This is a genomic window from Tabrizicola oligotrophica (assembly GCF_011008935.1).
Classification (GTDB): domain Bacteria; phylum Pseudomonadota; class Alphaproteobacteria; order Rhodobacterales; family Rhodobacteraceae; genus Tabrizicola_A; species Tabrizicola_A oligotrophica.
The window spans coordinates 366078-378467 of sequence record NZ_JAAIVJ010000003.1 but is presented as its reverse complement, the minus strand read 5'-3'; the positions used below and the strand labels follow the sequence as shown (position 1 = coordinate 378467).

Sequence of the window (12390 nt, the reverse complement as noted above, 5' to 3'; positions counted from 1 at the left end):
TGTCGTTCTCAGTTAGTCTTGCCAAGCAGGTGGGCGATCACACCCACTGGCCCGGTTTGCCACCAGGGTTTGTGGCCGCGGTCACGACCCGACCGGCCCAAGCCCTGCGTGATGCGGTCCAGCACGATGGCCAGCATGACGATGCCCAGCCCGCCGACGATGGCCTTGCCGGCGTCCAGTCGGCCCATGGCGCGCAGCACTTCGTTGCCCAGCCCCTTGACCGAGATCATCGAGGCGATGACGACCATCGACAGGCTGAGCATGATGGTCTGGTTCAGGCCGGCCAGAATGGTGGGGGTGGCAAGGGGAAGCTCCACCTTGCGCAGGATCTGGCCCGGCGTGGCGCCAAAGGCGCGGGCGGCCTCCACCACGGCGGGATTGACGCCGCGGATGCCCAGCGAGGTCAGGCGCACCAGCGGCGGCAGGGCGAAGATGATGGTGACGATGACGCCCGAGACGTTGCCGATGCCGATCATCATCACGACTGGCACAAGGTAAACGAAGGCCGGGATGGTTTGCATGGTGTCCAGCACCGGCCGGATCGCACCTTCGAAACGGTCGGACTTGCCGGCCAGCACGCCCATCGGCAGGCCGATGAGGACGCACAGGATCACCGACGAAATCACGATGGCCAGCGTGGTCATGGCAAGACCCCAGGCCTCGGGCGCCAGAAAGCCAAGGATAGCAAGGCATGCGACCACCACCCAGACGGCGCGGCGCCCGGCGGTCTGCCAGGCGATCAGGCCAAGGATGGCCAGCATCACCATCGGCGGTACCGCCTGCAATGCGCCCTCGATGCCGACGATCACGCCGTCAAAGAAGCGCTTGATCGGCTGGATCATCTCGCGGTTCGAGATTGCCCATTGCTTGATGCCATCCGCCCAGGCGCCAATGCCCAGATCGACCGCGGCGAAGGGGTTCAGCCAGTTGAAAGAGCTTTCCATCACGCCGCCTTCCCTTCTTCGCGCCCCTGAATGCCGCGCAGAAGCGCGCGCTTCGACACCACGCCGACCGGCTGCCCTTCGGCCGCGATCAGGATCGGGTGATCGGTGTTCACGGCCAGATCCACCAGCTCGTTCAGCTTGTCGCCGGGCTTGGCGACCGGCCAGGCCGCATGGTCCTGCGGGCCGTTTTCTTGTTCGTATTGCCCCAGCGGCTGCATGATGCGGGCCGCCGTCACCAGATCGAGCTTGGAGATGCCGGCCACGAATTCGGCCACATAGGCATCGGCCGGGCGAGTGACGATTTCCTCCGGCGTGCCGATCTGCACCAGAACGCCGTCTTTCATGATGGCAATGCGGTCGCCGATGCGGATCGCCTCGTCGAGGTCATGGGTGATGAACACCGTGGTCTTGTGCAGTTCGGCCGACAGCTCCATGAAGGTGCCCTGCAACTGCCGCCGGATCAGCGGATCAAGCGCCGAGAACGGCTCGTCCATCAAAAGGATCGTCGGGTCGGCGGCGATGGCGCGTGCAAGGCCGACGCGCTGCTGCATGCCCCCCGAAAGCTCGTCGGGATACCTGTTTTCCCAGCCGGTCAGGTCGACCGCAGCAATGGCGCGGGCGGCGACTTCGGCGCGCTTGGCCTCGGAGACGCCGCGCACTTCCAGCGAAAACACCACGTTGTCGCGCACGGTGCGGTGCGGCATCAGCGCCATCGACTGAAACACCATGCCGATCTTTTCGGCCCGCAGCGCCCGCAATTCGCGCGGATTCATGGCGTTGACGTTCTGGCCCTCGATGATGACATTGCCCGAGGTCGGCTCGATCAGGCGGTTGATGTGGCGAATGAGCGTCGACTTGCCCGACCCCGACAGCCCCATGATGCAGAAGATCTCGCCACGCCCGACGCTGAACGAGGCATCCTGAACCCCGACGACGCAGTCAAACCGGTCGTGGATCTCGCGCTTGGACAGGCCGTCCTTGCGGACCGCCTCCATCGCCTGCTGCGCCTTGTCCCCGAAGATCTTCCAGATGCCTTCGCAGCGGATGACGTCCTCACGTCGCGGTTCAACCATGCAGATTCTCCCTCTCCTGCAAGACTACAACCATAAAATTCTATAGTAGACAACATGTATTTTATAGGCAGACATTTCATGAGTAAGCTGTAGACAATATGTATTTTGTAAGTTAGACAGAAAGAAGGTTACCTGATTCACCCCAGCCGGGACGAAATCAGGAAGGAGAAACCCGTGGAAACCGAGACCCGCAGCAAGAAGACGATCTGTGTCGAGGATCTGCGCCGCAAGGTTCTGACCCAGGATCTTGAGCCGGGGGCCTATCTCGACGAAACCGAGCTTTCCGAGGCTTACGGCATTTCCCGCCCGCCGTTGCGCGAAGTGCTGCGCCAGCTGGCCGGCGAGGGCTATGTGGTCCTGCACGAAAACCGCGGGGCGCAGGTGGCGCCGATGACCCACAAGACGCTGCGGAATTTCTTTGTTGCTGCCCCGATGATCTATGCCGCCACCACGCGGCTGGCGGCGGAACACGCCACTCCGGCGCAGATCGTGCGGCTGAAGGAATGCCAGTGGACTTTCCGGCAGGCTATCAAGTCGGGCGACGCGGCGGAACGAGCGCTGGGCAACGAGCGCTTCCATTCGATCATCGGCGAGATGGCCGACAACGAATTTCTCACCCCGTCGCTGCGGCGTCTGCTGATCGACCACACCCGCATCGGCATGACCTTCTACAGCCCTCGCAAGCTGGACCTCGCCAACCAGCGCGAATTGGCTGCCGATCAGCATGACGAGTTCATCGCCCTGATCGAGGCCGGCAATGCCGACGCGGCCGCCGATCTGGCGGTTGCCCATTGGGAGCTGTCGCGCGCCCAGATCGAAAGTTTCGTCACCCCCGTCAGTCTGCATTTTCCGCTGGGACGCGCGCCCGGCGCCGAGGAACAAAGAGGAGCTTCATGAAGTTCGAGGGCATCTACACGCCGGCCATCACTCCGCACCGCGAGGATGGCAGCATCGACCGCGACGCCTTTGTCGCCCATATCGAATACCTGATCGCCTCGGGCGTTCATGGCATCATCAACGGCGGCTCGACCGGGGAATACTATGCCCAGTCGATGGAAGAGCGGCTGGAAATGGCCTCGCTCGCCCGGGAAGCTACCAAGGGCCGCTGCCATCTGATGGTCGGCACCGTGGCGATCCGGCTGGAAGATTCGATCACCATGGCCGAACACGCGGCGAAGATCGGCGCGGATTCGATGCTGGTGGGCAGCCCGCCCTATTCGGTCCCGACCGAGCGCGAGAATGCGCTGAACGCGCTGGCGATCGACCGCGCCGCCGATCTGCCGATCATGCTTTACAACTACCCCGGCCGCATGGGCATCAACATGGGCGAGGAATTCCTTGACCGTGTCGGCCGCAGCCGCAACTTCTGCGCCATCAAGGAATCCTCGGGCGACATCAACCGCGTGCATCTTCTGGCCCGCGATTACCCGCATATCCAGATGTCCTGCGGCATGGACGATCAGGCGCTGGAATTCTTTGCATGGGGCGGCCGGTCTTGGGTCTGCGGTGGGTCGAACTTCCTGCCGGCCGAGCATATCGCGCTGTGGCAAGCTTGCGCCGTTGAGGGCAATTTCGACAAGGGCCGCCGGATCATGTCGGCGATGATGCCGCTGATGCGCGTCTTGGAGCAGGGTGGCAAGTTCATCCAGTGCATCAAGCATGGCGTGGAAATGGCGGGCAACTATGCCGGCCCGCCGCGCCCGCCGTTGAAGCCGCTGAACAAGGACGACAAGCGCCAGCTGGAACAGACGGTGCGCGTCCTGAAAACCACCATCGCCAAGATCGTTGCGGAGTGATCGCCATGAGCCTTTTGACCACTGAAGAATACAAGGCCATCGCCGCCGGTCTGTCCTTCCCGACGCAGGCCTTCATCGACGGCGCCTTCCGTCCGGCGATCTCGGGCAAGACCTTTGACACGGTGAACCCGGCGACGGGCGCGGTGCTGGCCAAGGTGGCCGCCTGCGACGCGGCGGATGTGGATTTCGCCGTTGAGAAGGCCCGCGACGCCTTTGAAGATGGCCGCTGGTCGCGTCTGCACCCCAAGGAACGCAAGGAGACGCTGATCCGTCTGGCCAAGCTGGTGGCGCGCAATGCGCAAGAGCTGGCGGTGATGGAATCGCTGGACAGTGGCAAGACAATTTTCGATTGCGAAACCGTCGATGTGCCGGAAACCGTGAACTGCCTGACCTGGCATGCCGAGTTGATCGACAAGATTTACGAGCAGGTCGCCCCGGCCTCGGATAACCACATCGCCATGATCGTGCGCGAGCCGGTTGGCGTGGTGGGCCTGGTGCTGCCGTGGAACTTCCCGCTTTTGATGCTGGCGTGGAAGATCGGCCCGGCACTGGCGGCGGGTTGCTCGATCATCGTCAAGCCGGCGCTGGAAACCTCGCTCACTGCGCTGCGCATGGCGGAACTGGCGATGGAAGCGGGGATTCCCGCGGGTGTGTTCAACGTCGTGCCGGGCGGCGGGGCCGAAGTGGGCGAGCCGATCGGCCGGCACATGGACATCGACGCCGTCAGCTTCACCGGCTCGACCGCGACCGGACGGCGGTTCCTGAAATACGCCAGCGAGTCGAACCTCAAGGAAGTCACGCTGGAAATGGGCGGCAAGAACCCGGCCGTGGTGCTGGACGATGCCGAAAATCTTGACCGGGTGGCGGCGCATGTCGTCAACGGCGCGTTCTGGAACATGGGCGAGAACTGCTCGGCCTCGTCGCGGCTGATCGTGCAGAAGGGCGTCAAGGACGCGCTGTTGGGGCGCATCTATGCCCATGCCCGCGAATGGCCGATGGGCGATCCGCTGGACCCGGTGAACCGCGTGGGCGCACTGGTGTCAAAGGCGCATTACGACAAGGTTTCCTCCTACCTTGGCAAAGGCCCCAAGGTGCTGATGGGCGGCAAGGCCGATGCCGGGTTCGTGGAGCCGACCATTCTGGATGTTGCCCGCGATGCCAAACAGGCGCGCGAGGAAATCTTCGGGCCGGTTCTGTCGGTCTTGACGGTGGACAGCTTTGACGAAGCCATCGCCTTGGCCAATGACACCGAATACGGACTGGCGGCCTCGATCTTTACCGCCAATGTCAAGAAGGCGATCCGCGGCGCACGGGCGATCCGGGCCGGCACGGTGACGGTGAACTCCTTCGGCGAGGGTGACATCTCTACCCCGTTCGGCGGCTTCAAGCAGTCGGGCTTTGGCGGCCGTGACAACGGCATCCACGCCCATGACCAGTATACCCAAATCAAGACGATCTGGGTCGATCTGGCCGATGACGGGGACGAGGCCGTCGGCTGATGGCGCGCGTCGGCTTCATCGGCACCGGCGAGATTGCCTCGCTGATGGTGCAGGGCCTTGCGGGGCAGGGGCATGAGATCGTCGTCTCGGACCGCAACGCGGAAGTCGCAGCGCGGCTTGCGGCAACCGTGCCCGGCCTGCGCGTGGCGTCGAACCGCGAGGTGGTTGCGGCGGCGGATATTGTCATCCTCTGCCTGCTGGCGCGCGTTGCCGATGAGGCCCTGACCGGCTTGCCCTTCCGGGCGGGCCAGTCGGTGATTTCAGTGATGGTCGATGTCGGGCTGGCAAAGCTGCAAAAGCTCTGCGCCCCGGCGACCGACATCGCCATCACCATTCCCCTGCCGCCGATTGCAACGGGCGGCTGCCCGCTGCCGGTCTATCCGGCGTCCCCGGCGCTGGAGATGCTGTTCGGTGCAAGAAACCGGGTGTTTACCGTGCGCGACGAGGTGGCGCTGAACGCCCATTTCGGGGCGACGGCGCTGTGTTCGCCCTTTCTCGCGCAGGTGCTGACCACTGCCGCATGGCTGACCGAGTTTACCGGCGATGCCGACCAGTCGCAGGCCTATGTCCGCGATGTCTTGCGCGGTTATCTGCCGGAAAACGGCGAAAAGGGCCATCTGGGCGCCGCGCTGCAAAGCCTGTCCACCGAAGGCGGCTTGAACGCGACACTCAGGGCGGCGATGAACGAGGCGAATGCCGATCTGCGGGCGGGGCTGGACGGCTTTCGCGGCAGGCTCGGGCTTGAAGGAAAGAAGACATGACAGGCTATACCGCCCGGCGCACTCCGGTTCATCGCGGCCCCGCCGCATGGTCGGCGATCTTGCCGGGGCAGCCCGCGCCGGTGACGCTTGACGGCGATCTGACTGTCGATTTCGCTCTGGTGGGCGGGGGCTTTGCCGGCCTTTCCGCCGCCCGGCGGCTGATGCAACTGAACCCCGGCGCATGGATTGCCGTTCTAGAGGCTGGCCGACTGGCCGAAGGTGCCTCGGGCCGCAACTCGGGTTTCATGATCGACCTGCCGCATGAGTTGCAGTCCGACGATTACGCCGGCCATGGCGATGACCGGGCGATGATCGACATGAACCGCCATGCCATCGGCTTTGCCGCCGATGTGGTGGAGGGCTACGGCATCGACCCGAATTTCTTCGATCGGGCCGGCAAGGTGAACGGCGCGGCCAGCGAAAAGGCCGATGCGCTGAACCGCAGCTATGCCGAGCATCTGAAAACCATGGGCGAGCGCAGCGAATACCTTGACGCCCGCGCCATGACCGAGATGACCGGCAGCCGCCACTATGTCTCGGGGCTGTACACTCCGGGCACGGTGATGCTGCAGCCGGCCGGCTATATCCGCGGCTTTGGCGAGGGCCTGCGGCGCGAGGGTGTCGGGATCTACGAAAACACCCCGGTGCTGGGCATGGACCGGCAGGGCAGCGCTTGGGTCGTGAAAACGGCCAAGGGTCGGGTGACGGCCGGCAAGGTGATCTTCACCAACAACGGCCAGCTGGAGAGCTTAGGCTTTGCCAGGAACCGGCTGATGCACATCTTCCTTTATGCCTCGATGACCGTTGATCTGGGGGATGAGGAGGTGAAGGCGCTGGGCGGGCAACCGCGCTGGGGGATCACGCCGTCCGACCCGATGGGCACCACCATGCGCCGGATCGACACCGCCCAGGGCGGTCGCCGCATCGTCACCCGCACCTGCGCCACGTTCGAGCCGGACATGGTTGCCTCGGAGGCGTCCCTGCGCCGCACCGCCGCCGTGCATCGCCAGAAATTCGACGACCGCTTTCCCCAGCTACGCGGCACGAAGATGGAGTTCGCCTGGGCGGGGCATCTCTGCCTGTCGCAAAACGCGGTTGCGATCATGAAGCAACTGGACGACGGGCTGTTTGCGGGGTGTGTGCAGAACGGGCTTGGCACGGCGCGCGGCACTCTGACCGGCATCGGCGCGGCGGAATTGGCCAGCGGGGTGCAAAGCCCCATCACCCGGCATTTCACCGCCGAGCCAGAGCCGACCAAGCTGCCGCCGCGGCCATTCTCGACCATCGGGGCCAATGTCTTTCTGCGCTACAAGGAGTGGCGTGCGGCGGCCGAGTGATCAGCGCGACGGGGTTCTGCGCCGCTCCACCTGTCCCAGCCGGATCTGCCGCAGCGCCTCGATCAAGAGCGCGGTCAGCAGGCCGAAGTTCAGAAAGCCGTTGGCGGCGGTCATGCCGGCAAGGATGCGCCATTCCTGCGGCAGCAGGACATCGCCAAAGCCCAGCGTGGTGAAACAGACCAGCGAGAAATAGACTGCCTCCTCCAGCGTGCCGAAGGCGCCCAGTTCCAGATAGGCCAGCGCCCAGACCCAGACCGCCGCGGTCACCACGCCCAGAACCCACAGCGATACCCCGGCAATCATCAGCACCAGCTTTGGCCGATGCGGCTCGCGCAGCATCCACGAATGGGTGCGCTGGAACATCACTTCCAGCAGCATCGCAGCCACGGCCGCAATCAGGATGTTCGTCAACAGCAGCGCCGTGCCGACCGTGATTTGCAGGACCATCCCCGCCCCCTTCTGGACTTGGGGCGGCAAAGCCCCTATCTCGGGTCCACCATGGCCAAGATGTCCGATCCCAACAACAAGCTGATCGCCGAAAATCGGCGCGCGCGTTTCGATTACCACATCGAATCCGATCTGGAAGCGGGCATCATGCTCCTCGGCTCCGAAGTGAAAAGCCTGAGGGCCGGTGGCTCGAACATTGCCGACAGCTATGCCAGCATCGAAAATGGTGAATTGTGGCTGATCAACAGCTATATCGCGCCCTATCTGCAGGCCAAGACCTGGGGCCACGAGGAACGCCGCCACCGCAAGCTTCTGGTCAGCCGCAAGGAACTCGGCCGGCTGTGGAATGCCGTCGGCCGCGAGGGCATGACGCTGGTGCCGATGAAATGGTATTTCAACGACCGCGGCATGGTGAAGGTCAAGCTCGGCGTCGCCAAGGGCAAGAAGCTGGCTGACAAGCGCGAAACCAGCGCCAAGCGCGACTGGGACCGTCAGAAAGCGCGGCTGCTGAAGCAGGGCGGGCGCGACTGACCCCTGCGAGGCTTGGCGTTTTCCGTGCGGGAAAGTCGATAATCTGCTAGAATTCCCCCTATCCGGACGGGCCTGAGCAAGGCCAGATGATCCGGTGAGACGCCCCTGCAGGAACGCCGGGGCGACATGGGGAAGGACGAGTATCATGGAACTTATCATCCAACTGATTGCCGGTGCCGTCGGCGGCAACGTCGCGGGCGCGGCTTTGAAGAACCTCAGTCTTGGCACCTTGGGCAACTCGATTGCCGGTATTCTTGGCGGTGGCCTTGGTGGCCAGATTCTTGCCATGCTGGGCGGCGGTGCGGCGGCGGCAGGTGCTGCTGCGGGAGGCGGCCTCGACATTGGCTCGATCATCGGCTCGATTGCCGCGGGTGGCGTTGGCGGTGGTGTCCTGATGGCCGTTGTCGGCCTCCTGAAGGGCATGATGTCGAAATAGGCATTTCTCGCGGGCGCCTTCGCCCCTGCGTTGGCGCCCCCTCTGCCCTTGCAGGCAAGGCGCCTTCGGGTTAGGTCCGGTTGATCCCTGACAGGAGACGCCGATGACCACCTTCACCGACGATCCCAAGACCCTTGTGTCGACCGCTTGGCTGGCTGCGCATCTGAAAGACCCCGACCTGCGGGTTATCGATGCCAGCTGGTATCTGCCCGGATCGGAGCGCGACGCCAAGGCCGAATACAAGGCGGCCCATATCCCCGGCGCGCGGTTCTTCGACATCGACGAGATCACCGACAGCCGCTCGAACCTGCCGCACATGGCCCCGCCGCCCGAAAAGTTCGTGGCCCGGATGCGGGCAATGGGCATCGGCGACGGGCATCAGGTGGTGGTCTATGACGGCGCAGGTCTGTATTCCGCCGCCCGCGTCTGGTGGACCTTCCGCCTGATGGGCAAGACCGACATCGCGGTGCTGGACGGCGGTTTCCCGAAATGGCAGGCCGAGGGCCGTGAGGTCGAGGACATGCCGCCCGTCATGCGCGACCGTCACATGATGGTCAGCCGGCAGAACCAGCTGGTCAAGGACGTGACGCAGGTGGCCCATGCCGCCAAGCTGGGCGAGGCCGAGATCATCGACGCCCGCAGTGCAGCGCGCTTCAAGGGCGAGGCGCCCGAACCCCGGCCGGGCCTGCGCGGTGGCCATATTCCCGGCTCGAAGAACGTGCCGTTCTCGGTCCTGCTGAACCCCGATGGCACGATGAAGTCGGTCGACGGGCTGCGCGCGGCCTTTGACGCGGCGGGCGTGAACCTTGCGAAACCGGCCATCACCACCTGCGGTTCCGGTGTCACCGCCGCTGTCCTGTCGCTCGCGCTGGAGCGGCTGGGCCACAAGAACCACGCGCTCTATGACGGCTCCTGGGCCGAATGGGGCATGTATGAAGACCTTGCCGTCGAGAAAGGCTGAAGACGAATGCTCGAAACCCTGAACCCGCAGCCGCAGGACAAGATCCTTGCGCTGATCGCCATGTTCCGCGACGACCCGCGCGACGGCAAGATCGACCTTGGCGTCGGCGTCTACAAGGACGCCACTGGCCTGACCCCGGTGATGCGCGCGGTGAAGGCCGCCGAAAAGCAGCTGTGGGAAGCCGAGAAGACCAAGACCTACACCGGCCTTGCTGGCGAGCCGGCCTATAACGCCGCCATGGTCGGGATGATCCTTGGCGCCGGTTATGCCGATCGCGCCGCCTCGGTCGCCACACCCGGCGGCACCGGGGCCATCCGGCAGGCGCTGGAACTCATCAAGATGTCCGCGCCCGGCGCGATGGTCTGGCTGTCGAACCCCACTTGGCCGAACCACCCTTCGATCATCAAGTATCTCGGCATGCCGATGGCCGAATACCGCTATTTCGACGCCGCCACCCGCGGCGTCGATTTCGCCGGGCTGCTGGAGGATCTCGGCCGCGTCAAGGCCGGCGATGCGGTGCTGCTGCACGGCTGCTGCCATAACCCGACTGGGGCGAACCTGACGCTCGCGCAATGGGAACAGGTCGTTGACCTTCTGGCGGCCAAAGGTGCGGTGCCCTTCGTGGATCTCGCCTATCAGGGCTTCGGCGACGGGCTGGAACAGGACGCCGCCGCCACGCGCCTGATCGCCGGCAAGTTCCCCGAAGTGCTGATCGCCGCCTCCTGCTCGAAGAACTTCGGCATCTACCGCGAGCGCACCGGCATTCTGATTGCCCTGACCAGCCCCGAGCGCAAGGCGGTGGTGCAGGGCAACCTCAACTTCCTCAACCGCCAGAACTACAGCTTCCCGCCCGACCACGGCGCCCGTCTGGTGACGATGATCCTTGAAGACGACGCCCTGCGCGCCGATTGGAAGGCCGAGCTTGAGGAGGTGCGGTTGAACATGCTCAGTCTGCGCCAAGAACTGGCCGCCGAATTGCGCAAGGCCACCAACTCGGACCGTTTCGACTTTGTCGCCACCCATCGCGGCATGTTCAGCCGACTGGGCCTGACCGAGGCGCAGGTGAACACCCTGCGCGAAACCCATGGTATCTACATGGTCGGCGACAGCCGCATCAACATCGCCGGGCTGAACGCGAAAACCGTGCCGATCCTTGCGGCGGCCATCGCCTCGGTCGCCGGATAGGCCATGCTCGCTGTCGTCCTGTCGCTGGGGGCGGCGGTGGTGTTTTCACTGTCCGCGATGGCGGTGAATGCCGTGGCGGGCCGGGTGGGCGTGTTCCAGCTTGCCCGCTGGCAAATGGCCATTGCCTTTGCGCTGACCGCCGGTTCCGCCGCCCTCACCGGCGGCTGGGCGGCGGTAGAGCCGTGGCAGGTGGGCTTCCTCGCCGCCTCCTCGGCCATCGGGATCATGCTGGCGACCAGTACCTATCTTGCCGCGATCTACGCTGCCGGCCCGCGCATCACCGCGCTGCTGTTCTCGCTGGCCGCACCCTTTGCCGTGCTGGAGGGCTGGCTGTTTCTGGATGAAACCCTCAGCCTGCCCCAGCTTTCGGGCATCGGGCTGATCCTTGCCGGTCTGCTTCTGGCCATTCTTGCCGGACGGAGCCGTCACCCGGACGATTCCCCGCGCCGCCCGCTCTGGCAGGGCGTGGTGCTGGGTGTCGTCACCGCCATCGGGCAGGCCACCGGCAGCCTTCTGGCTCGCCCGGCGATGGAGGCCGGGATGGACCCGTTCGCCGCCATGGCGATCCGCTCGGGCCTTGGCTTTGTGTTCTTCGTCGGGCTGATGGTGCTGCCCATGGCGCGCGCCGACCGGCTGCCTTCCGGGCGCGATCTGCGCAATGTCGGGCTGTCGGCGTTCTTCGGCATGTTCCTTGGCATGTGCCTGATGATGGCGGCGCTGGCGAGCGGAGATGTCGGTATCGTCACCACGCTCACCTCCACCACGCCGATCCTGATCCTGCCGATGGTCTGGTTTGCCACCCGCCGCGCCCCCGGCCTGCCGGCCTGGATCGGCGCCGCGCTGGCCGTGGCGGGCACCGCGCTCATCAGCCTTGCCGCCTGACCCGGCCTGCTCTGCCTCGCGAATCCGTTACTCGAAAGGGCCGCGCTGTGCTACCCTGCGGTCCGCAGCCTCTGCCTTGACTGCAGGTTTAGTAAGGTTCGGCGCGGCTCACATGGGCGCGTTGACTGCGACGGGAAAGGCAGGCCGCAGCCTGCGTGCCCTTCATCTTCAGGAGGGATTTCCAGATGTCTTTCTACCTTTACCAGATGTCTTACACACCCGAGGCGGTGAAGGCGCTTGTCGCCAGCCCGTCCGACCGCGAAGCCGCTGCCCGCAAGCTGATCGAAGGGCTGGGCGGCAAGTTGCATCACCTGTTCTTTGCCTTTGGCAAGCATGACGTGATCTGCCTGATCGAAGGCCCAGATGATGTGATGATGGCGGCAGGCGCGCTTGCCGTGGGCGCCACGGGCACGGCCTCGTCCTCGTCCACCGTCAAGCTGATGACTGCCGCCGAGGCGATGCGGGCGATGCAGACTGCCGGCAAGGCGCTGGGCACCTATCGCCCGCCGATGGCGTGAAACGCGGATACAGACACGAA

At 64.8% G+C, this 12390-nt stretch carries 14 protein-coding genes; 11 read left to right on the top strand and 3 right to left on the bottom strand.

Going from position 1 to position 12390, the window contains the following annotated elements; genetic code table 11:
- Positions 1-8: 8 nt before the first annotated feature.
- Together G4Z14_RS08295 and G4Z14_RS08290 are read right to left on the bottom strand one after the other, a co-directional pair.
- Positions 9-944 (bottom strand): ABC transporter permease, encoded by a 936-nt coding sequence (locus G4Z14_RS08295; RefSeq protein ID WP_164624575.1) that lies wholly within the window; start codon positions 942-944, stop codon positions 9-11.
- On the bottom strand, positions 944-2017 hold the full coding sequence (locus G4Z14_RS08290) for a quaternary amine ABC transporter ATP-binding protein (protein ID WP_164624573.1): 1074 nt from the start codon (positions 2015-2017) through the stop codon (positions 944-946). The genes G4Z14_RS08295 and G4Z14_RS08290 overlap by 1 nt, the downstream gene beginning before the upstream one ends.
- Before the next feature lie 174 nt (positions 2018-2191).
- Between G4Z14_RS08290 and G4Z14_RS08285 the strand changes: the two genes are divergently transcribed.
- From G4Z14_RS08285 to G4Z14_RS08265, 5 genes are read left to right on the top strand one after another with little or no spacing between them, the layout of a single operon-like run.
- Positions 2192-2914 (top strand): GntR family transcriptional regulator, encoded by a 723-nt coding sequence (locus G4Z14_RS08285; RefSeq protein WP_164624571.1) that lies wholly within the window; start codon positions 2192-2194, stop codon positions 2912-2914.
- Complete coding sequence (locus tag G4Z14_RS08280) at positions 2911-3813, top strand: dihydrodipicolinate synthase family protein (protein WP_164624570.1); 903 nt, start codon at positions 2911-2913, stop codon at positions 3811-3813. The genes G4Z14_RS08285 and G4Z14_RS08280 overlap by 4 nt, the downstream gene beginning before the upstream one ends.
- A 5-nt stretch (positions 3814-3818) precedes the next feature.
- Positions 3819-5312 (top strand): aldehyde dehydrogenase, encoded by a 1494-nt coding sequence (locus G4Z14_RS08275; protein ID WP_164624568.1) that lies wholly within the window; start codon positions 3819-3821, stop codon positions 5310-5312.
- A complete protein-coding gene (locus G4Z14_RS08270) occupies positions 5312-6073 on the top strand; it encodes an NAD(P)-binding domain-containing protein (RefSeq protein ID WP_164624565.1) in 762 nt (253 codons plus the stop codon). Before G4Z14_RS08275 ends, G4Z14_RS08270 begins: the two co-directional genes overlap by 1 nt.
- Positions 6070-7410 carry an NAD(P)/FAD-dependent oxidoreductase gene (locus tag G4Z14_RS08265; protein ID WP_164624563.1) on the top strand — a complete coding sequence of 447 codons (1341 nt, stop codon included), beginning with the start codon at positions 6070-6072 and terminating at the stop codon, positions 7408-7410. The genes G4Z14_RS08270 and G4Z14_RS08265 overlap by 4 nt, the downstream gene beginning before the upstream one ends.
- Here the strand turns inward: G4Z14_RS08265 and G4Z14_RS08260 are convergent, their stop codons facing one another.
- Positions 7411-7857, bottom strand: coding sequence for a potassium channel family protein (locus G4Z14_RS08260; protein ID WP_164624561.1), 447 nt, complete (start codon positions 7855-7857; stop codon positions 7411-7413).
- Positions 7858-7908: 51 nt separating this feature from the next.
- Between G4Z14_RS08260 and smpB the strand changes: the two genes are divergently transcribed.
- From smpB to G4Z14_RS08230, 6 genes are all read left to right on the top strand, one after another.
- Positions 7909-8388, top strand: a complete 480-nt coding sequence (gene smpB, locus G4Z14_RS08255; RefSeq protein WP_164624559.1) for an SsrA-binding protein SmpB — start codon at positions 7909-7911, stop codon at positions 8386-8388.
- Between the two features lie 145 nt (positions 8389-8533).
- Complete coding sequence (locus G4Z14_RS08250) at positions 8534-8824, top strand: hypothetical protein (RefSeq protein ID WP_164624558.1); 291 nt, start codon at positions 8534-8536, stop codon at positions 8822-8824.
- Positions 8825-8927: 103 nt separating this feature from the next.
- Complete coding sequence (gene sseA, locus G4Z14_RS08245) at positions 8928-9785, top strand: 3-mercaptopyruvate sulfurtransferase (RefSeq protein WP_164624556.1); 858 nt, start codon at positions 8928-8930, stop codon at positions 9783-9785.
- Positions 9786-9791: 6 nt separating this feature from the next.
- Positions 9792-10970, top strand: a complete 1179-nt coding sequence (locus G4Z14_RS08240) for an amino acid aminotransferase (protein ID WP_164624555.1) — start codon at positions 9792-9794, stop codon at positions 10968-10970.
- A gap of 3 nt (positions 10971-10973) precedes the next feature.
- Complete coding sequence (locus G4Z14_RS08235; protein ID WP_164624554.1) at positions 10974-11852, top strand: DMT family transporter; 879 nt, start codon at positions 10974-10976, stop codon at positions 11850-11852.
- Positions 11853-12037: 185 nt separating this feature from the next.
- Positions 12038-12370, top strand: a complete 333-nt coding sequence (locus tag G4Z14_RS08230; protein ID WP_164624553.1) for a GYD domain-containing protein — start codon at positions 12038-12040, stop codon at positions 12368-12370.
- The last annotated feature ends 20 nt before the right edge of the window (positions 12371-12390 follow it).